The sequence below is a fragment of the Streptomyces sp. NPDC005141 genome (assembly GCF_053599975.1).
On record NZ_JBSFYW010000015.1, the window covers coordinates 26,939 to 47,410 of the forward strand.

Consider the following 20,472-nt stretch of genomic DNA (forward strand, 5'->3'; position numbering starts at 1 on the left):
CGATTGTGTGGTTTTCCTTCGGCGTGTCTTCTCACCAGGACGGACCATTCCCGAAATGCGGGCCCGCGCACGGCATCTGAGGGTCTGTCTGGGAGGCGCTTTCTCGCCGATCCACCGGGGACGGTTCCCGGGGCGCCCCCGCGGAGGATCACATGCGTACTACTCGTGCCCTGGCGGTGTCTGCCGCCGCGGTCGCCGCCGTTGGGCTCGCCGCCCCGATGGCCGCGGCGTGGAACACCCCGAGCAACATCGTCGCGATGCCCAGCGTCATCGCCCGCGGCGGCCAGCTCACCGTGACGGTCGACGGGTGCCCGAGGGGAGGCACCATGACCTCGCCCGCGTTCCGTCAGGCGAGGCTCTCGCCGCTCCTGGGCAGCCACAACGAGTCGTCCAGCGGGACGGCCACCATCAACCAGGACGCCCGTCCCGGTTCGTACGACATCACCGTCAACTGCGACGGGACGGGCCCGCTCACCCGCCCGGCCGCCTTCACCGTCATCGGCGGTGTGCGCGGTGGTCTCGGCGGCAGCAGCTCCACCGGCGCCACGTCCACCGACATGGCGATCGGCGGCGGTCTGGTGGCCGCGGCGGCCGTCGGCGGCGGAGTGTTCTGGATGCGCCGCAGGTCGGAGAAGCACATCTGACCGTTCCGCGGGCGGGCTGCCGGTCCCGTCCCCTTCCGGGGCCGGCCGGCCGCCTTCGGACAGCGCGCGGAGCGCACATGACAGCCCTTCGCCCCGGACCCTCCCGAGGGGGTCCGGGGCGAAGGGCCGTGCCGCCGCGTCAGGAGTCGTCGGACGAGGTGCGCCGGCGGGACATGTACCAGGCCGCGCCGACGGAACCGGCGATGAGCGCCGCACCCATCCCGATCTCCTTCAGATCGAAGCCGCCGTTGCTGCCGCCGACACCGGCCCGGACGCCCCGCTGGAGCGGGACCGGGGTCGGAGTGGTCGGCCGGCCGCCGGCGATGGTGAGACCGGTGCTGCCGCTCGCTCCGCCGCACGAGAACGTCACGTCGTACACGGCCCCGGGTCTGGCGTCCCAGTCGACCAGGGCGGTGGCCGAGGACTGCCCCGGCGGGATGGTGACGGTGTCGAAGACCCCGGAGGTGACCGTGGCGCTCCCCCTGCACCCGCCGTCCCGTTTCAGGAGCAGCGACACCTGACCGCCCGCGGCGACGGTCGACGGCTGCACGCTGAAGGCGAACGGGGTGATGTTGTGGCTGTCCCCGTCACCGGCGAAGGCGGCGGGTGCGGTGAAGGTCAGGGCGGTCACGCCCAGCAGTGCGGCCGAAGCGACGCGTATCGCGCGCATGGTGAGCCTCCAGGTCCCCGAGGAGCCTTGCTGCGGACCTATTCCGCTTGCGCCAGAAATGCACCTCGACGATCGAAACGCTAGGAAAGGGTGCCCCCGGGCGCGATCCCAGTCGCGCGAACGGGTCAATCGTGTGGGCCGTCCGGGGGGCGGCATGCGTACGGCCGGGGGACGGACACGGCGTGGCGTCCGTCCCCCGGCCGCCGCGTCCCCCCAGGGGATCGATCCGCCGCTCGGGAAGGCGGATCGTTTACCCGGGAAGGTGCGGGAAGAGAGCCGTGAAGGGCTCCGCCGACGCCGTGATCCCGCGGCTGTAGGGCGCGTCGAAGTCCCAGATCAGGAACAGCAGGAAGGCGATCAGGGCGGAGAACAGCCCGGCCAGGATCAACTCCCGGGCGGTGCGCCGGATCTGCAGCGCGAAGATCATCCCGACCGTGACGACGGCGCCGGTGATGAGTCCGAACCACACCACCCCCGGCATGGTCGCCCCGGTCGAGTCGGCCCGGGCGCTGCGCGCGGCGTCGGCGGCCGTCACCTGGTCGAGGAGCGGCTGGTAGGCCTGCGCCTCGAAGTCCGTCTTCGGCTGGTAGTCGGTGACGTCGTGCCGGATGCCCTCGAAGAGCCGGGCACCCTCGGCGGTCACCTCGCTGTGCTCGGCCATGGCCTTCCACTCGGTGGTGACCACGAAATGAACGTACGTGTCCACATCGCCGCGGATGCGGTCGCGCACGTCGGGCGGGTAGACCCGGACCCGCTCGGAGATCTCGTGCAGGGCCTGGGCCTCCGCCTGCACATGGTCCTGGGCGCCGCCGCGCGCCTCCCAGACACCGGCGATGGCCAGACCGAGAACGATGGCGTACACCACGCCGATCATCATCGTCATGTACTCGATGACGTCCGGGGTCTCGGTGGGGTCCTCGTCCTCGCGGGCCCTGCGATGGCGTACGAGGGTCACGATGAGGACCACGAGGCACGCGGCCGCCATCGCGAGGGCGAGAACAAGCCAATCCGACAAGGTTTGCCTCCAGGGGTCAGCGCGGGCGCAGTGCCGCGACGGCGAGCACCGCGGGCGCGGTGATGAGCAGGGTGAACGAGACCAGCGACGGACCGCTGCGGGGCGGGTGCTTGTGCGGCGGGGTGCGGTAGGCCGGATAGCTGACCGGGGCCGGCGAGGGCGCCGGACGCGCGCTCGGCGTGGGCTTGGGCTTCGGCGTGGGTCTCGGCGCCGGGACCGGCGCCGGCCGTGGCGGCGCGGCTTTCGGTTTCGGCGCTGGGGGAGGCGGCGGTGGTGGCGGCGGAGGCGGTGGTTCGGGCTTCGGCGCGTGGGTGGGCGGGGGAGGCGGCGTCGGCTTCGGAGGCGGAGGGGGCTTCGGGGGCGGCGGCGGGGCCGGTGTGGGGGTCGGCGGGCAGGGCGGGGGTGTGGTCGGGGCCGGGCACCGGATGGTGTTCCCGGCGACCGCGACCGCCCCGCTGCCCGCCACGGCCACCGCGGTGGTCCCGCCGCTGTCCGGATCCGTGGAGGCGTAGGCGTAGGCGCAGGCGTCGGCCGCGGCCGTTCCACTCGGCGCGCCCACGAGGAGCCAGGTGAGCGCCGTCAGCGCCAATGCCCGTATGACGAGGGCGGATCGGGTCCGTTGGGGTCCATGCACGACGAAGATCATGGAGCGTGACCGACCAGGCCGCGCCGCAGTGTCCGGGATTGCCCCCGAAGGGGTACGTGTGACTCGCGGCGGTTTGACGTGCGGATGGGAAGCATGTTCGGCGAACGAACGTGTGCACTGAGGGCGGCGTTCGGATCACCCCGGGCCCGCGGCGCCGCGGCGATGCCAGCCGCTCCGGGTCGGGCGACGTCAGGCGATGTCAGCCGCTCCGGGTCGGGCGACGTCAGCCGCTCCGCGACCGGCGTCATCCCCTGCTCCACGGCGGGCGGCACTCCCCCAAGCTCTTCGAGCAGGGGACCCCCACGCCGCGGTGTCGCATCACCCGAGTACGCCCAGTACGTGGGTGACGCTCCGCCCGGCGACGCGCCGCACCGGGCGCCGCGGCCCGATCCGGGTGATCCGAACGGCACCCCTGGATTGCGCCGCTCGCATCACAGGTTTCCGAAAGAAATTTGAGGCCTGTTTGAACACTCCTGCCCCTCCCGCCCGTACCTAGGGCCATGCGCGGCGCAGCAGGGCGCTGCAACATTTATGCGAACAGCGGGAGTTACCAATGAAGACCTCCTGGCGGAGCGCCTCACTCGTAGCGTCAGCTGCGGCCGTGCTGGCGCTCACGACGGCGTGTGGTCAGGAACAGGGCACCCCTTCGACGGGCAGCCAGAACGTGGGCGCTACCGCCGCCGCGGGTGGATATGGGACGAGCACCACCGCGGGCAACGGTTATGGCGCCGATTCCAAGGAGACCGCCGGTGCCAAGGCGGAAGCCGCGGGCCAGCTCGCCGTGTCGGAGAGCGCGAAGCTCGGCAAGGTGCTGACCGACGGGGCCGGACTCACCCTTTACCGCTTCGACAAGGACACCGCGGAACCGCCGAAGTCGAGTTGCAACGGCGACTGCGCGACCGCCTGGCCGCCCGTGCCCGCCGACGGCGCCGAGGCCGCCACCGGTGTCGACAAGGCGCTGCTCGGCGAGGTCACCCGATCCGACGGTACGAAGCAGCTGACCATAGGCGGCTGGCCCATGTACCGGTATGCCAAGGACACCAAGGCCGGAGACGCCAACGGGCAGGGTGTGGGCGGTACTTGGTACGCCTCCGCGCCCAACGGCAAGAAGGCCACGCTGGCCGACCTGCCCGGCCTGTCGGTCCGCAAGGACCCGAAGCTCGGCGAGATCGTCGTCGACAAGAACGGGATGACCGTCTACCGCTTCATGAAGGACCAGGCCTGGCCCGTCTCGAAGTCGGCCTGCACGGGTGCCTGCCTGGAGAAGTGGCCCGCCGTCGCGCCGGTCTCCGAGGACGACACCAAGGGCGTCAAGAAGAAGGGCCTGATGCCCTTCACCCGCCCGGACGGCGTGAAGCAGATGTCGGTCAACTGCTGGCCGATCTACACCTTCTCCGGTGACACCGCTCCCGGGGACACCAACGGTCAGGGCGTCGGCGGCACGTGGTACGCCGTCTCGCCCGAAGGAAAGCCGGTCGGCGCGTCCGAGTAGAGGATCACCTCCCCAGGGTTGATCGCATCGCCCGAACGGTACGGAACGCGGAAGGGAGTGGACACAGGCAGCAGGTGTGCCGGACGACGAACGACACAGGACGCGCGACCCGGGGTCCGCTCCCTCCGCACGGAGGGAGCGGACCTTTTCGTATGTCCGGGCGTGGCCGAAACATTTCGGCTGCCGTCATGACGTGAAAGTCCCGGCGGCCCGCCCGGATGTGAAAGAACGCGGCGGCTCCCCGGGCGAGGCGGCCACGCTTCGTGACTCCGCGGAGCTTTTTGGAATGCTTCGGAGCGATTTCGCAACGGCGGTGAGTGGCGTGCCACGTTGACGTTCGCAGGCGCCAATTCGGCACGTGCCCTTGGCAGTGACGGTGACCGGACGGCCAATTTCCGTTTTGACTCGCTCCTTTGGCGGGCGATCAGTAGCCTCTGCTCGAACACCGGATCGTCTACGCCGTCGCCTACGCCTTGGAGAGATAGATGGAGCGTCCCGCCTGGGCCCCCCGCAGCATTGACATCTCAGTGCCGAGCGTGTCCCGTATCTACGACTACTACCTGGGCGGTTCGCACAACTTCGAGGTCGACCGGGAAGCGGCACGCAAGGCGATGGAGTTCATGCCGGGACTTCCCAAGGTCATGCAGGCGAACCGGGCGTTCATGCGCCGGGCCGTTCGCTTCGCGGCCGGCGAGGGCATCGATCAGTTCCTCGACATCGGCTCAGGCATCCCGACATTCGGCAATGTCCACGAGATCGCCCAGAGCACCCGGCCCGGCGCACGTGTCGTCTACGTCGACCACGATCCGGTTGCCGTCGCACACAGCCAGGCCGTGCTGCGGGACAACGAGGACGCGGACGTCGTCGCCGCCGATCTGCTCAAGCCCCAGGAAATCCTGGCGAGCACCCAGGTTCAGCAACTGATCGACCTGAACCGGCCGGTCGCCCTGCTTCTCGTTGCCATACTTCACTTCGTGGAAGACGCGGACGACCCGTACCGGGCGGTGGCCGAACTGCGCGACGCCCTCGCGCCGGGCAGCCTGCTCGTCGTCACGCATGCCTCCTTCGAGGGAATTCCGCTCCCGAAGGAGCAGGCCGAGGGCACGGTCGACGTCTACAAGAACATCCGCAACCCGCTGATCATGCGCACGCGCGAGGAGATCGCGCGGTTCTTCGAGGGGTACGACATGGTGGAACCCGGACTGGTGCCGATGCCGAACTGGCGGCCCGACACGGCACCCGAGGACGAGGATCCTTATTCCTTCTCCGGGTTCGGCGGCGTGGGACGCACGGCGTGACCGCCGAGCCGGACGGGCCGGAGGACAGACTGCGCCGGTTCGCGACGATCTGGAGCCGCGCGGTCTTCCCCGTCACCTCCACCTCGCTGACCCGGCCCGAGTTCGAGGTACAACTGCTGCCGCTCGCACGGCGGTTGAGCGAGGCGCTGCGCGCCAGGAACTTCGAGGCGGCCGAGGGGCGGGCCGTCGGCGCCGCGCTCGTCGCCGCCCACTGCACCGACCCCGAGGCGCTCAGCCGCGCCCTCGACTGCGTCGACGCCTACCTGGTGCTCTACTGCGGCGAGGACGGTCCCCAGGAAGCCTTGCGGACCCGCTCCGCGCGGCTCCAGCACGCCATGGCCGCCGGATACGCGCAGGCGCTGCGGGAGCGGACGCTTGCCGAGCAGCAGGCCATCTCCCAGGCGGCGTTGACCGCGCGCAGCGCGGTCGCCGAGGCACTGCACGACAGCGAGGCCCGCTTCCGCGCGGTCTTCGAGGGCGCGGCCATAGGTATCGGCATCGCCGACCTCGAGGGAAACATCCTCCAGGTCAACGGAGCCCTGCTGCGGATGTTCGGCGGCTCCGAGCAGTCCATGCGCGGCCGCCGGGTCACCGAGTGGACGCACGCCGAGGACGCACCCCAAGTCTGGCGGCTGTACGAGGAGTTGGTGCGCGGCGAGCGCGAGCACTACCACGTCGAGAAGGCCTTCTACCGGCCCGACGGCACCGCCCTGTGGACCAACCTGACGGTCTCGCTGCTGCGCGACGCGGACGGCGAACCCCAGTATCAGCTGGCGCTGATGGAGGACACCACCGAGCGGCGGCTGCTCAATCTGCGGCTCCGCTACGAGGCGACGCACGACGCGCTCACCGGGCTCCCCAACCGGACGCTGTTCTTCGAGCGCCTGGAGAAGGCACTGGCCGCGGGCGAGGGCCAGCGCTTCGGCCTGTGCTACCTCGACCTCGACGGCTTCAAGACCATCAACGACAGCCTCGGGCACGCGGCCGGCGACCGGCTGCTCGTCGAGGTCGCCGACCGCCTCCAGTCCTGTGCCACCGCCCCCGGCGAGATGGTCGCCCGGCTCGGCGGCGACGAGTTCGTGGCCCTCACCACCGGCCCGAACACCGAGCGCGAGGTCGACGAGCTGGCCGGGCGCATCATGAACGCGCTCGTCACCCCGATCAGCATCGACGGCCGAGACCTGACCGTGCGCGGCAGCGTCGGCGTCGTCGAGGGCCCGGCCGGGGAGCGCGGCGCCGCCGAGGTGCTGCGCAGCGCCGACATCACGATGTACCGGGCCAAGTCCGCGGGCGGCAACCGCTTCGAACTGGCCGACCCCGAGGCCGACGCCCGCGCCATCACCCGCAACGGCCTCACCACCGCGCTGCCCGCCGCCCTGGACCGGGGCGAGTTCTTCATCGAGTACCAGCCGCTGGTGCACCTCGGCGACGGCAGTGTGCGCGGCGCGGAGGCGCTGGTGCGCTGGCTGCACCCGCAGCACGGCGTCCTCGGCCCCGACCGTTTCATCCCGCTCGCCGAGCACACCGGACTGATCGTGCCGCTCGGCCGCTGGGTCCTGGAGCAGTCGGTGCGCCAGGCACGCACCTGGCAGGAACGGCACTCCGGCGCGACCCCGCTCCGCGTCAACGTCAATCTCTCGCCCTGCCAGCTGACCCATCCCGGCCTGGTCCAGGACACGGTCGACATTCTGGAACGCGAAGGCCTCGACGCCCGGGCGCTGTGCCTGGAGGTCACCGAGTCCGCGCTGATCGGCGCCGACGACGACCTGCTCAAACCACTGCGCCGGCTCGCCGAGATGGGCGTCGACATCGCCCTCGACGACTTCGGCACCGGTTACTCCAATCTCGCCAACCTCCGCCGCCTGCCGGTCAGCATCCTCAAACTGGACCGGTCCTTCACCCAGGGCATGCAGCAGTTCCCGGCGGATCCGGTCGACCTGAAGATCGTCGAGGGCATCGTCTCCCTCGCCCACAGCCTCGACCTCGCGGTCACGGTCGAGGGCGTGGAGACCGGCGCCCAGGCCGAACAGCTGCGGATACTGGGCTGCGACACGGCGCAGGGCTGGTACTACGCCAGGCCCGGACCGCCGGAGCGGCTGCACGAGCTGGCGCTGGTCGACGCGACCGCCTGAGCGCTCCCACGCGGCGTGGTCTCCCCTCCCGGGAGACCGCGCCGCGCAGGCGTGGGCGTCCGGTCCGCCGCACCGTGCCGGACGTGGTGCCCCGTCCCGCGGCCGGGGCACCCGCCGCCGGCACGCCTCGCGCGCCCGGCCCTCTCCATGTCTCACTGGCAGAACGCACCTCTCACAGATGGAGCCGAGACGGATGAGCACGGAACTTCAGGGCAGGACCGCCGTTGTCACCGGAGCCAGCAAGGGCATCGGGCTCGCGGTCACCGAGGCGCTGGCCGGCGCGGGCGCGACCGTGATCGCCGGCTCCCGCGGCACGACCCCGGGCCTCGACGCGCTGGTCGACAAGGGCGACGTCACCTGGGTGCCGGTCGACCTGGCCGAACCCGAGGCCGCGGGGCGGCTCGTCGAGGCGGCGGGCGGGCGGATCGACGTCCTGGTCAACAACGTGGGCACGGCCCCCGCCCGCACCGGCGGCTTCCTGTCGGTGACCGACGAGGACTGGCGGCGCACCGTCGATCTGAATCTGCTCACGGCCGTACGGGTCACCCGTGCGGCCCTGCCGTCGATGCTGGCCGCCGGGCAGGGTTCGGTCGTGACGATCGGCTCGGTCAACGCCACCCTGCCCGACCCCCTCGTCATCGACTACAGCGCGGGCAAGGCCGCCCTGGTCGCGTTCTCCAAGGCGCTGTCCAAGGAGGTCGGCCCGAAGGGCATCCGGGTCAACACCGTGAGCCCCGGCCCGGTGGAGACCGAGCTGTGGCTGGGCGGCGGGGGAGTGGCCGCGACGGTCTCGGCCGCCGCCGGGATCACCCCCGCCGACGTGGTCGCCCAGGCGTCGGGCGCGACCGTCACCGGCCGCTTCTCCAAGCCGTCCGAGGTCGCCGACCTGGTTCTCTTCCTCGCCGGGGACCGCGCGCGCAACATCACCGGCAGTGACTTCGTCATCGACGGCGGCTTCATCCCCACGTGGTGAACCGGGCCGGGCCCGGCGCGCGGTCCCGCGCGCCCGGCTCCGCCCGCCGTCAGCGTTCCAGCAGCATCCGCTGAAGCTCCCGGGCCGCCCGCGGCGGCGCCACGTCGCTGCGGTGCGCCAGCGCGATCGTCCGGTGGAGACCGGGCCGGGCCAGTGGCGTCACCCGCAGGCCGCGCCCGGACCGGGTCGCGACCATGCGCGGTACGACGGCCACGCCGAGGCCCGCCCGGACGAAGCCGAGGACCGCGTCCATCTCGCCGCCCTCGACGGCGAAGTCGGGTTCGAAGCCCTCGGCACGACAGGCGGCGACGGTCAGTTCCCGCAGGTCGTAGCCGTGCCGGAACATCACAAGTCGCTCGCCCTCCAGATCGGCGACGCGCACCGTGCGCCGGCTGCCGCCACCGCCGGGCGCCGGGGCGTCCGGGGACGACACCACCACCAGGTCCTCGCGCAGCAGCTCCACCGTGGTCAGCGCCGGGGACGGTGTGGGCAGGGGGAGGACGACCAGGGCGAGGTCTAGAGCGCCGCGCGCGAGTTCCCGTACGAGATCGTGCGAGCCGCCCTCCTCGATCAGCAGACGGATGCCCGGATAGCGGTCGTGGAAGGCGCACAGCACGTCGGGCAGCAGGCCCGTGCACAGGCTCGGGGTCGCACCGAGCCGCACCCGGCCGCTGCGCAGCTGGGCCAGCTCCTGCACCTCGTGCCGGGCCGTGTCCGCGTCCGCGAGGATGCGCCGGGCCAGCGGCAGCAGCGCCTCGCCCGCGTCGGTGAGCGTGATGTTCCCGCGCGCCCGCAGGAACAGATCCGCCCCCAACTCCCGCTCCAGCGACTTGATCTGCTGGGACAGCGAGGGCTGCGCGACATGCACCAGATCGGCGGCCCGGGTGAAATGCCGGGTCTCCGCGACGGCCACGAAGTACTGAAGCTGCTGGAACTGCATCCTTCGACGATAGTCCATGTCTATGGAAACCAGCTGGACCATGTCTTGGACTGATCGGTTCTCCGCGTCCTAGCGTTCTGTCCCATGGCTCTGGCAACGCGGACGGACCGACGGCCGTCGATGGCGCGCACCGTGTGGGACAGCTCCGTCGGCAAGAAGACCGTGATGGCCGTCAGCGGCCTGATCATGCTGCTCTACCTGGGCGCCCACATGATCGGGAATCTGAAGATCTACTTCGGCGCGGGCGAGTTCGACCACTACGCGCACTGGCTGCGCACCGTCGGCGAACCCTTCATGCACTACGAGTGGACGCTGTGGCTCATCCGCGTGGTGCTGGTCGTCGCCGTGGTCGCGCACGCCGTCTCCGCGTACCAGCTCAGCCGCCGCGACATCAGGGCGCGCCCCAGCAAGTACGTCCACCGAAAGCGGCGGGCGAGCTACGCCACGCGCACCATGCGCTGGGGCGGGATCATCCTCGGCCTGTTCATCGTCTGGCACCTCCTCGACCTGACGACCGGCACGGTGCACTCCGGCGGCTTCCAGGAGGGCCACCCCTACCAGAACGTCGTGGACACCTTCTCCACCTGGTACGGCAACGCCGTCTACATCGTCGCGATGCTCGCGCTCGGCCTGCACGTACGGCACGGTTTCTGGAGCGCCGCCCAGACCCTCGGGGCCGGCAGCCGCACCCGCGACCGCGCCCTCAAAACCGTCGCCAACGTTCTCGCGCTGGTGCTCACGGCGGGATTCATCTCCGTACCCGTCGGTGTCATGACCGGAGTGGTGAGCTGACATGACCGCATACGCTGCCTACCGGACCGGTGAACCGGTCGCCGACGGCAAGGCCCCGCAGGGGCCCGTCAACGAGCGCTGGGACAAGCGCCGTTTCGAGGCCCGGCTGGTCAACCCGGCCAACCGCCGCAAGCACACCGTGATCGTCGTCGGCACAGGTCTCGCCGGCGGTTCCGCGGGTGCCACGCTCGCCGAACAGGGCTACCACGTCGTCCAGTTCTGCTACCAGGACTCCCCGCGCCGTGCCCACTCGATCGCCGCCCAGGGCGGCATCAACGCGGCGAAGAACTACCGCAACGACGGCGACTCCGTCCACCGGCTCTTCTACGACACCGTCAAGGGCGGCGACTTCAGGGCGCGCGAGTCCAACGTCCACCGCCTGGCGCAGATCTCGGTCGAGATCATCGACCAGTGCGTCGCCCAGGGTGTGCCCTTCGCGCGCGAGTACGGCGGCCTGCTCGACACCCGTTCCTTCGGCGGTGTCCAGGTCTCGCGCACCTTCTACGCCCGCGGCCAGACCGGCCAGCAGCTCCTGCTCGGCGCCTACCAGGCGCTGTCCCGGCAGATCGCCGCCGGAAACATCGAGATGCACCCGCGCACCGAGATGCTGGACCTGATCGTGGTCGACGGACGGGCCCGCGGCATCGTGGCCCGTGACCTGATCACCGGCAGGATCGACACGTACTACGCGGACGCCGTCGTCCTGGCGAGCGGTGGCTACGGCAACGTCTTCTACCTCTCCACGAACGCCATGAACTCCAACGCCACCGCCATCTGGCGGGCCCACCGGCGCGGCGCGTACTTCGCCAACCCCTGCTTCACCCAGATCCACCCCACCTGCATCCCGCGCACCGGCGCCCACCAGTCGAAACTGACGCTGATGAGCGAGTCGCTGCGCAACGACGGCCGTATCTGGGTTCCGAAGGCACACGGCGACACCCGTCCGCCGAACGAGATCCCCGAGGACGAGCGCGACTACTACCTGGAGCGCATCTACCCCTCCTTCGGCAACCTCGTGCCCCGCGACATCGCCTCCCGCGCCGCGAAGAACGTCTGCGACGAGGGCAGGGGAGTGGGCCCCGGCGGCCAGGGCGTCTACCTGGACTTCGCCGACGCCGTCCGGCGGATGGGCCGGGCCGAGGTCGAGGAGAAGTACGGCAACCTCTTCGACATGTACGCCCGGATCACCGCCGAGGACCCGTACACCGTGCCCATGCGGATCTACCCCGCCGTGCACTACACGATGGGCGGACTGTGGGTCGACTACGACCTCCAGACCACCGTCCCCGGCCTGTTCGCCATCGGCGAGGCCAACTTCTCCGACCACGGCGCGAACCGGCTCGGCGCCTCGGCCCTCATGCAGGGACTCGCCGACGGCTACTTCGTCCTGCCGTCGACCATCAACGACTACCTCGCCCGCAACCCCCACCATGAGAAGGTCACCGACGAACACCCCGCCGTCCAGGAGCTGCTGGCCGGGACGGAGGACCGGCTGCGGCTGCTCCTCGCCGTCGACGGGGACCGCACCCCCGACTCCTTCCACCGCGAACTCGGCGAACTCATGTGGGAGTTCTGCGGCATGGCCCGTACGGAGACAGGACTGCGCAAGGCGCTGGAGCGCATCCCGCAGATCCGCGAGGAGTTCTGGCGGCGCATCAAGGTGCCCGGCACCGGCGAGGAGTTCAACCAGTCCCTGGAGAAGGCCAACCGGATTGTCGACTACCTGGAGCTCGCCGAGCTGATGTGTCTCGACGCGCTGCACCGCGCGGAGTCCTGCGGAGGCCACTTCCGCGAGGAGTCCCAGACCCCGGACGGCGAAGCGGCCCGCCGGGACGAGGAGTTCTCGTACGCGGCCGCCTGGGAGTTCACCGACACCGGCGAAGCGCCCGTCCTGCACAAGGAAGACCTGGTCTTCGAGTACGTCCACCCCACCCAGCGGAGCTACGCATGAAGCTCACCCTGCGCGTCTGGCGGCAGAAGAACGCCGACGCCGACGGAGCGATGTCCACGTACGAGGTGGACGGCATCTCGGCCGACATGTCCTTCCTGGAGATGCTCGACACCCTCAACGAGGAGCTCATCCTCGAAGGCGACGACCCCGTCGCCTTCGACCACGACTGCCGCGAGGGCATCTGCGGCGCCTGCAGCCTGGTCATCAACGGCGACGCGCACGGACCCGAGCGCACCACCACCTGCCAGTTGCACATGCGCTCCTTCCACGACGGCGACACGATCGACATCGAGCCGTGGCGGGCCTCCGCCTTCCCGGTCGTGAAGGACCTCGTGGTCGACCGCTCCGCCTTCGACCGGATCATCCAGGCCGGCGGCTACATCACCGCCCCGACCGGGGCCGCGCCCGAGGCACACGCCACGCCCGTACCCAAGCCCGACGCCGACTTCGCCTTCGAGCACGCCGAGTGCATCGGCTGCGGAGCCTGTGTCGCGGCCTGCCCGAACGGCGCCGCGATGCTCTTCACCTCGGCCAAGGTCAACCACCTGAACGTGCTGCCGCAGGGCGCGCCGGAGCGGCAGACCCGGGTGCTCGACATGGTGGCGCAGATGGACGACGAGGGCTTCGGCGGCTGCACCCTCGCCGGAGAGTGCGCGACCGCCTGCCCCAAGGGCATCCCGCTGGTCTCCATCACCGGCATGAACAAGGAGTGGCTGCGCGCCACCCGCAAGGCGGGCAGGCGTTAGGCACGAAGTCGTTCGCCGTACGGTGCGGACGGGCGGGACCGGGTGTGGTGCTCACCCCCCGGTCCCGTCTCGCTTTCCCGGGCACCCCTGTCATTCAGCATCCTCACATCCGCCCTCCTGGCACTGGTCACGCGCACGCCAACCGGCGTCGGAAGAACAGGAGCGCGCAGACCGAACAGATCCGGCCTGCCTCCCCCGAGCTCTCAGCTCCGTTCGAGCAAGGGGTGCCCCCTCCGCCGAACCGGCCCGTGACCAGGAGAGTGCCATGACCGGCGTTTCCACCCTCGCCAGCCCGCCCCAGCCCGTCGCCCCGACCCGCTACACCGTCACCCTGGCCCGCGACGAGGCCGATGTCCGGGCCGCACAGCGGCTGCGCCACGACGTCTTCGCCGGGGAGATGGGCGCCCTCCTGAACACCCCGCAGCCGGGCCTCGACATCGACGCCTTCGACGCCTACTGCGACCACCTGCTCGTCCGCGACACGCAGACCGGCCAGGTCGTCGGCACCTACCGGCTGCTGCCGCCCGAGCGCGCCGCGATCGCCGGACGCCTCTACTCGGAGAGCGAGTTCGACCTCGGGCTGCTGGCCGGAATCCGCTCCGGACTGGTCGAGGTCGGCCGCTCCTGCGTCCACCCCGACCACCGCGACGGCGCGGTCATCGGCCTGATCTGGGCCGGGATAGCCCGGTACATGGTCGACGGAGGCCACGAGTGGCTCGCCGGCTGCTGCTCCATCCCGCTCGCCGACGGCGGCACGCTCGCCGCGGGCACCTGGGACCGGGTGCGGGCCAAGCACCTGGCGCCGGAGGAGTTCCGCGTGCGTCCGCTGCTGCCCTGGAGCACGGAGGGCGTCGCCCGCCCCGGGCGCACCGAGCTGCCCCCGCTGCTGCGCGGCTATCTGCGTCTCGGCGCGTGGGTGTGCGGGGAGCCCTCGCACGACGCGGACTTCGGCGTCGCCGACTTGTATGTGCTGCTGTCCATGAGCCGGGTCAACCCGCGCTACCTCCGCCACTTCCTCTCGCTCGTTCCCGCCTGATGAGCGCGCCCCGCACGGGAACGCCACGCCTCGTGGCCGTCCGCCGCCCCCGGGCCGGCGGACGGCCGGGAGCGGTGGTGCTTCCCGGAGCCGTACCCGCGCCACGGCGGCCCGTCGCCGACCGCCCCGCCCCGCGGGCCGGCGCCTGGCTGCCCACCGCGCCCTGCTCCCCGCACGGCTGCGTGGAGTCCGCACGCCCCTGGACGGGCGTGCCGCGTGCCGTCCTGCGGCTGGCCGCGCTCCTGGTCGTGGTCGTCCTCGGCGTCGCCCTGCTTCCGCTGGTCGGCCGGATGCGGGCGGAGGCGCGCGACCGGTCGATCCGCCGCTGGTGCCTCGCCGTGGTGCGCACCGCCGGGGTCCGCACGCGGATCACCGGAGCCGCCCGGCCCACCGGCGGACTGCTGATCGTGGCCAACCACATCTCGTGGCTGGACATCCCGCTGCTCGCCGCCGTCCGCCCGGCGCGGATGGTCGCCAAGACGGAGGTGCGCGGCTGGCCCGTCGTGGGCACCCTGGCGGCCCGCGGCGGCACCCTCTTCATCGACCGGGACCGGCTCCGCGCCCTGCCCGGCACGGTGGAGCGGATCGCCGGGACCCTGCGCGGCGGCTCGGCCGTGGCCGCCTTCCCCGAGGGCAGTACCTGGTGCGGGCGCGCCCAGGGGCGCTACCGCCGGGCCGTCTTCCAGGCCGCGCTGGACGCCGGAGTGCCGGTCCAGCCGGTGCGCATCCACTACCGGCTCGCCGGCGGTGCGGCGAGCACCGCGCCCGCCTTCGTCGGCGAGGACTCGCTGCTCGCCTCGCTGTGGCGGGTGGTCTCGGCGCGCGGCCTGGTGGCCGAGGTCGCCCTGCGTCCCGTCCTCACGCCCGGCGTCCACACGGACCGACGAGCCATGGCCGACGCGGCACAGGGAGGTGAGCGCCGCACCGGGTCACCTTCCGAGGCGCACCCTTGACGTCCGAAGGCGGCCGCGCCACCGGACAGGTCCCGTCACCCGAGCCGCCCGAGCGCGCGGGTGAGGTAGGGCGCCGTCCGGCCGGCCGCCGTCGCCACCTGCGCGGGTGGCCCGGCGGCCACGATGCGGCCGCCCTCCTCGCCCCCGCCGGGACCCAGGTCGATCACCCAGTCGGCGCCCGCCACGACCGTCATGTCGTGCTCCACCACCACGACGGTGTGACCGGCGTCCACCAGACCGTGCAACTGGCGCATCAGCACCGCGACATCGGCCGGATGCAGTCCTGTCGTCGGCTCGTCGAGCAGATAGAAGGTGTGCCCCCGGCGACCTCGCTGCAACTCGGCGGCCAGCTTGATGCGCTGGGCCTCGCCGCCCGACAACTCCGTCGCGGGCTGGCCGAGTCGCAGATAGCCGAGGCCCACGTCGAGCAGCGTGGCGAGGCTGCGTGTGACGGCCGGGGTGTCGGTCTCGGCGAAGAACCGCGCCGCCGCCTCGACCGTCAGATCCAGGATCTGCGCGATGTTCCGTCCCCGGTACGTCACTTCGAGGGTCTCGGGGTTGTAGCGCGCGCCGCCGCAGTCCGGGCACGGGGCGTAGGTACTGGGCAGGAACAGCAGCTCCACACTGACGAAGCCCTCGCCCTGACAGGTCTCGCAGCGCCCTCCCCCGGAGGAGGTGCCCCCGGCGACGTTGAAGGAGAACCGTCCCACGCCGTAGCCGCGCGCCGTGGCCTCCTCCGTCGCGGCGAACACCTTGCGCACCACGTCGAACAGCCCTGTGTACGTGGCCAGATTGGAGCGGGGGGTACGACCGATGGGCTTCTGGTCGACACCGACCAGCCGGCCGACGCCCGCCAGTTCCTCCGTCACCTCGCCGATCAGCGTGGACTTCCCGGAGCCGGAGACCCCGGTGACCGCGGTGAACACACCGAGCGGGAACTCGGCGGTGACCCCGCGCAGATTGTGCCGGTTCACCGGACCGACCCTCACCTGACCGCGAGGCGGGCGCACCCGGCGCGCCGGAGCGGGGGAGCGGTCGAAGAGGAAGCGCGCCGTCGCGGACTCCGGTACCCCCTCGAGAGCGGCGACCGGGCCGCTGTGCAGGACGCGCCCGCCGTGCTCCCCGGCGTGCGGGCCCACGTCGACCAGCCAGTCGGCGCCGCGCACGACATCGAAGTGGTGCTCCACGACGAACACCGAGTTGCCCGCAGCCTTCAGCCGCTCCAGCACGGTGAGCAGAGCCTCCGTGTCCGCCGGGTGCAGTCCGGCGGACGGCTCGTCGAGGACGTACACCACGCCGAAGAGCCCGGAGCGCAACTGTGTGGCCAGGCGCAGCCGTTGGAGTTCCCCGGCCGACAGCGTGGGGGTGGCCCGGTCGAGGCTGAGGTATCCGAGCCCGAGTTCGACGACGGGCGCGATCCGGGACGTGAGGTCCTCGGTCAGCACACGGGCGGTCTCGGAGTCGCCCGTGAGGGACTTCGCGAGTTCCACCAGCGGCAGCGCGGCCAGTTCGGCGATGTTCCGCCCCGTGAACGTCACGGCCAGCGCCTCGCGCCGCAGCCTGCTGCCGCCGCACATCGGACAGGGAGCACCGGACAGGAACCGCTCAGCCTTCGCCCGCAGCGTGGCGCTCTTGGTGTCGGAGAAGGTCTTCATGACATAGCGGCGCGCGCTCATGTACGTGCCCTGGTAGGGGCGTTGGATGCGTTCGGCCTCGCGCACCGGATGTACGGTGACCACCGGCTGCTCGTCCGTGAACAGGATCCACTCCCGTGCCTCGGCGGACAGCTCGCGCCAGGGGCGGTCCACGTCGTACCCGAGCGTGTCGAGGATGTCCCGCAGGTTCTTGCCCTGCCAGGCCCCCGGCCAGGCGGCGATCGCGCCCTCGCGGATCGACAGCGAGGGATCGGGGACGAGCAACTCCTCCGTCGTGCGGTGCACTTGACCGAGACCATGGCACTCGGGGCACGCCCCGGCCGCCGTGTTCGGCGAGAAGGCGTCCGAGTCGAGCCGCTCGGCACCGGCCGGGTACTCACCGGCGCGCGAGAACAGCATCCGCAGCGAGTTGGAAAGATGGGTGACCGTGCCCACGGAGGAGCGCGAGGTCGGCGCCGACCTCCGCTGCTGGAGGGACACCGCCGGCGGCAGCCCGGTGATCTCCCCGACCTTCGGAGCCCCCACCTGATGAATCAGCCGACGCGCGTAGGGGGCGACCGACTCGAAGTACCGCCGCTGCGCCTCCGCGTAGATCGTCCCGAAGGCAAGCGACGACTTCCCGGACCCCGAGACACCGGTGAACACCACGAGGACGTCCCGGGGGATGTCGACGTCCACACCCCGCAGATTGTGCTCCCGGGCACCTCGGACGCGGACGTAGGAGTCGTGCGGGCGGCCGTCGGGGCTGTGCATCGGCGGGACTCCTGGGGGCGGCCCGGTACCGCGAGCCGGTGGGCCCGGGCGTCGGTGGGGGCGTCGGTGGGGCGTGCGGGGCAAACCCCACGATTCTAGGTCGCGACCAGACCCGCGACCCGGGCGAGGCGGCGGTACGAGTCCAGGAGGGCTGTCCGGTCGTAGGTGCTGGTGGTGATCAGCAGTTCCTGGGCGCCGGTCTCCTCGACGAGCGTCCGCAGTTCGCCGGCCACCTGGTCCTCGGTGCCGGCGATGTGGCCGGTCAGACCGGACTCGTAGAAGCCGCGCTCCTTGGCGGTCATGGTGAGGGCCTCGACGCGCTCGGCGGGCGGCAGCGGCGGGAACGTGCCGTGCGTGCGGGCGTACGCCATCGACCAGGCCTCGGGGAGCAGCAGCCGGCGTGCCTCTTCCGGGCTCGGAGCCACGGCGACCGTGCCGGAGACGACGACGTAGGGCTCTGCCGACCAGACCGAGGGGCGGAAGGTCTCGCGGTACCGGTCGATGCCCTGCCGCGTCTTCTCCCGGTTCCTGAGGTCCCCGATGACCAGCGGGAGGCCCGCCCGCGCGGCGATCGCGGCGCCCTCGCCGAGGGCCAGTACGAACGGCGGCACGGTCAGACCCTCGGAGGGGCGTGCGTGCACGCCGGTCGGGGAGGTGCCGCGGAACCAGCCGAGCAGCTCGTCGAGCTGAGCCGCGTAGTCCTCGGACCCGGCGGCGTCCTTGTCCCTGCCGAGCGCCTTGCGGACCCCGTCGGTGAAGCCGACGGAGCGGCCCAGACCCATGTCGATCCGTCCGGGGAACAGGGACTCCAGGACGCCGAACTGCTCTGCCACGACGAGGGGTTGGTGGTTCGGGAGCATCACGCCGCCGGTGCCGACCCGGATCGTCCGGGTGGCGGCGGCGACCGCGGCGGCCAGCACGGTGGGCGCGGACCCGGCGACACCGGGGACGCCGTGATGTTCCGCGACCCAGAACCGGTGATATCCGAGCCGTTCCACCGCGCGTGCCAGCTCCACCGTGTCGCGCAGGGCCTCGGCGGCCTCGTGCCCCTCGCGCGTGCGGGAGCGGTCGAGCACCGAGAAGCGCACGGACCACGGACGCGGGCCCGGCTCCCGAGGGGCGTCGTGACGCTGCTCGCTCTGCATGACCGCTCCGGAGAACCGATACCCGTCGTCTCGGCGTGACGCCGCTGATCCACCTGCGCCGTCCATGATCCGCCCGGCGTCCGGAGCGGGCAAGGCGCTCGTGCCGGTCAGGACGGCACGTTCTCCAGGTCCAGGAGCTGCCGCTTGCGCTCCAGGCCCCCGGCATAGCCGGTGAGCGCGCCGCTCGCGCCGATCACGCGGTGGCAGGGGCGCACGACGAGGAGCGGGTTCGCCCCGATCGCCGTACCTACGGCGCGGACCGCGGCCCTCGACGCGCCGATCCGCGCGGCGATCTCGCCGTAGCTGAGCGTGGTGCCGTACGGGATGGCCTCCAGGGCCTTCCAGACGCGCCGCTGGAAGTCGCTGCCGCTCGTCACGTACTCGATGTCGAAGGCGGTCAGCCGGCCGTCGAAGTACGAGCGAAGCTGGGAGACGATCTCCCGGAAGGCGTCCGTGTCCTCGCGCCAGTCCTCCTGGACGACCGCGCCGTACTTCTGGCCGGGCACGGACAGGGCGGCGAGCGCTGTGCCGCCCTTCGCGGTGGCCGACTCCTCGCCCACCAGCAGCAGCCGGCCGAGCGGGCTGTCCATCGTCGTGTAGACCGTCATCGGGCCGGTTCCTCTCCAAGGTCGCCATCCGTGTTCACCTCAACAGTGCGCCCCGCGCGACATTCCGTCCGGCGGGATTCGGACATCGCGCTGCACGGGTGGCCGGGGCAGGAGTGTGCGGAAGGCGGAGCGCGCGGCGGGGTGTGCGTCACCGTCCTCACCCGCTGAGGTCGCGCCCGGGCCGGTACGGGCTCACGATCGAAGACGACCACTCCGCACGGCCCAGGAGTCCCCATGGTCTGGATCCCGCAGATCCCCGACCTCGTCGACCGGCTCGGCGCCGCCGAGCTCGCCGACGCGCTGCGCGACCCGGCGTCCGCCACCGTACGCGTCGCCCTCGACGACCCGGAGGCGGGCCGGATCAGCGGCGTCGGTGTCCTGGCGGCCTGGCTGGCCGTGCAGGACACCTGGCGCGCGGAGCGGAAGGTGGACATCGAGGAGGTCGCGACCACGTTCGGTGACGGGCGGGCCGTGGGCGAATGGGTCGTGCACCTGGAGGGCCCAGACGGCGAGCGCACCGGGCTGCCCGTGGCCGCCGCTGTGGACCCCGCCTCCACGCTGCCGGTGCGGATCCACCACTCCCGCCGGCTGCTGCTCGGCCGGCATGTCGTCCGCCGCCCGATGCTGCGGCCGGACCCGCGGGCGCACGCCTCCGACGTGGTGGGCGCCTACAAGGCCGCTGTCGACGCGGGGGACACCGCGGCCGTCGTCGCGGCCTTCGCGCCGGACGGCAGCTTCCGCGGGCCGTCGGGCGACGCGTACCGGCGCGTCGGGACCAAGGAGCTGACCGAGCTCTACGAGTCCTTCTTCTCGGCGGGAGGCGGCATCCCGCTCAAGCTGTGCACCGTGACCGAGGACGGCACCCGCAGCGCGTTCGAGTACATCTGCGACCGCTGGGGCGACACCGAGCTGCCGCCGCAGCCGGGGCTCACCGTCTGTGCCCGGGGAGGCGATGGCCTGATCGCGTCGGCACGGGTGTACGACGACGTGGAAGCCCCCGTGGAGTAGGGCTGCGAGGCACTC

At 71.7% G+C, this 20,472-nt stretch carries 18 protein-coding genes; 11 read left to right on the forward strand and 7 right to left on the reverse strand.

Going from position 1 to position 20,472, the window contains the following annotated elements:
• The first annotated feature begins 152 nt into the window (after positions 1-152).
• Positions 153-644, forward strand: coding sequence for a hypothetical protein (locus tag ACWD68_RS14485; RefSeq protein WP_451806756.1), 492 nt, complete (start codon positions 153-155; stop codon positions 642-644).
• 139 nt (positions 645-783) lie between these two features.
• Here the strand turns inward: ACWD68_RS14485 and ACWD68_RS14490 are convergent, their stop codons facing one another.
• The 3 genes from ACWD68_RS14490 to ACWD68_RS14500 form a co-directional block, all read right to left on the reverse strand.
• Positions 784-1,314 (reverse strand): hypothetical protein, encoded by a 531-nt coding sequence (locus tag ACWD68_RS14490; protein WP_451806757.1) that lies wholly within the window; start codon positions 1,312-1,314, stop codon positions 784-786.
• A 250-nt stretch (positions 1,315-1,564) separates the two neighbouring features.
• On the reverse strand, positions 1,565-2,329 hold the full coding sequence (locus ACWD68_RS14495) for a bestrophin-like domain (RefSeq protein ID WP_451806758.1): 765 nt from the start codon (positions 2,327-2,329) through the stop codon (positions 1,565-1,567).
• Between the two features lie 16 nt (positions 2,330-2,345).
• The gene (locus tag ACWD68_RS14500) at positions 2,346-2,963 is read right to left on the reverse strand and encodes a hypothetical protein (RefSeq protein ID WP_451806759.1); all 618 of its coding nucleotides are present in this window, start codon (positions 2,961-2,963) and stop codon (positions 2,346-2,348) included.
• Positions 2,964-3,528: 565 nt separating this feature from the next.
• On the opposite strand from ACWD68_RS14500, the gene ACWD68_RS14505 reads away from it, so the two are divergent.
• The 4 genes from ACWD68_RS14505 (at position 3,529) to ACWD68_RS14520 (ending at position 8,870) form a co-directional block, all read left to right on the forward strand.
• A complete protein-coding gene (locus ACWD68_RS14505; RefSeq protein WP_451806760.1) occupies positions 3,529-4,467 on the forward strand; it encodes an SCO0930 family lipoprotein in 939 nt (312 codons plus the stop codon).
• A 485-nt stretch (positions 4,468-4,952) separates the two neighbouring features.
• Positions 4,953-5,765: an SAM-dependent methyltransferase gene (locus ACWD68_RS14510; RefSeq protein WP_451806761.1), complete on the forward strand. Its 813-nt coding sequence runs from the start codon at positions 4,953-4,955 to the stop codon at positions 5,763-5,765.
• The gene (locus ACWD68_RS14515; protein WP_451806762.1) at positions 5,762-7,897 is read left to right on the forward strand and encodes a putative bifunctional diguanylate cyclase/phosphodiesterase; all 2,136 of its coding nucleotides are present in this window, start codon (positions 5,762-5,764) and stop codon (positions 7,895-7,897) included. Before ACWD68_RS14510 ends, ACWD68_RS14515 begins: the two co-directional genes overlap by 4 nt.
• Positions 7,898-8,090: 193 nt before the next feature.
• On the forward strand, positions 8,091-8,870 hold the full coding sequence (locus tag ACWD68_RS14520; protein WP_451806763.1) for an oxidoreductase: 780 nt from the start codon (positions 8,091-8,093) through the stop codon (positions 8,868-8,870).
• Between the two features lie 49 nt (positions 8,871-8,919).
• Here the strand turns inward: ACWD68_RS14520 and ACWD68_RS14525 are convergent, their stop codons facing one another.
• Positions 8,920-9,810, reverse strand: coding sequence for a LysR family transcriptional regulator (locus tag ACWD68_RS14525; protein WP_451806764.1), 891 nt, complete (start codon positions 9,808-9,810; stop codon positions 8,920-8,922).
• A 120-nt stretch (positions 9,811-9,930) separates the two neighbouring features.
• Here ACWD68_RS14525 and ACWD68_RS14530 point away from each other — a divergent pair, with 120 nt between their 5' ends.
• The 5 genes from ACWD68_RS14530 to ACWD68_RS14550 all read left to right on the forward strand — a co-directional run bounded on the left by ACWD68_RS14530 (position 9,931) and on the right by ACWD68_RS14550 (position 15,288).
• Positions 9,931-10,602, forward strand: coding sequence for a succinate dehydrogenase (locus ACWD68_RS14530; RefSeq protein ID WP_451806859.1), 672 nt, complete (start codon positions 9,931-9,933; stop codon positions 10,600-10,602).
• A 1-nt stretch (position 10,603) separates the two neighbouring features.
• Complete coding sequence (locus tag ACWD68_RS14535; protein WP_451806765.1) at positions 10,604-12,553, forward strand: fumarate reductase/succinate dehydrogenase flavoprotein subunit; 1,950 nt, start codon at positions 10,604-10,606, stop codon at positions 12,551-12,553.
• The gene (locus ACWD68_RS14540; RefSeq protein ID WP_451806766.1) at positions 12,550-13,299 is read left to right on the forward strand and encodes a succinate dehydrogenase/fumarate reductase iron-sulfur subunit; all 750 of its coding nucleotides are present in this window, start codon (positions 12,550-12,552) and stop codon (positions 13,297-13,299) included. The genes ACWD68_RS14535 and ACWD68_RS14540 overlap by 4 nt, the downstream gene beginning before the upstream one ends.
• A gap of 265 nt (positions 13,300-13,564) precedes the next feature.
• Complete coding sequence (locus tag ACWD68_RS14545) at positions 13,565-14,335, forward strand: GNAT family N-acetyltransferase (protein WP_451806767.1); 771 nt, start codon at positions 13,565-13,567, stop codon at positions 14,333-14,335.
• Positions 14,335-15,288, forward strand: a complete 954-nt coding sequence (locus ACWD68_RS14550) for a lysophospholipid acyltransferase family protein (RefSeq protein ID WP_451806768.1) — start codon at positions 14,335-14,337, stop codon at positions 15,286-15,288. Before ACWD68_RS14545 ends, ACWD68_RS14550 begins: the two co-directional genes overlap by 1 nt.
• A gap of 35 nt (positions 15,289-15,323) precedes the next feature.
• Here ACWD68_RS14550 and ACWD68_RS14555 read toward each other — a convergent pair whose 3' ends face one another.
• The 3 genes from ACWD68_RS14555 to ACWD68_RS14565 all read right to left on the reverse strand — a co-directional run bounded on the left by ACWD68_RS14555 (position 15,324) and on the right by ACWD68_RS14565 (position 19,449).
• Positions 15,324-17,696, reverse strand: coding sequence for an ATP-binding cassette domain-containing protein (locus ACWD68_RS14555; protein ID WP_451806769.1), 2,373 nt, complete (start codon positions 17,694-17,696; stop codon positions 15,324-15,326).
• Positions 17,697-17,791: 95 nt separating this feature from the next.
• Positions 17,792-18,841, reverse strand: a complete 1,050-nt coding sequence (locus ACWD68_RS14560; RefSeq protein ID WP_451806770.1) for an LLM class flavin-dependent oxidoreductase — start codon at positions 18,839-18,841, stop codon at positions 17,792-17,794.
• 107 nt (positions 18,842-18,948) lie between these two features.
• Positions 18,949-19,449, reverse strand: coding sequence for a methylated-DNA--[protein]-cysteine S-methyltransferase (locus tag ACWD68_RS14565; RefSeq protein ID WP_451806771.1), 501 nt, complete (start codon positions 19,447-19,449; stop codon positions 18,949-18,951).
• A gap of 234 nt (positions 19,450-19,683) precedes the next feature.
• Between ACWD68_RS14565 and ACWD68_RS14570 the strand changes: the two genes are divergently transcribed.
• Positions 19,684-20,457, forward strand: a complete 774-nt coding sequence (locus ACWD68_RS14570; RefSeq protein WP_451806772.1) for a nuclear transport factor 2 family protein — start codon at positions 19,684-19,686, stop codon at positions 20,455-20,457.
• Positions 20,458-20,472 lie beyond the last annotated feature (15 nt).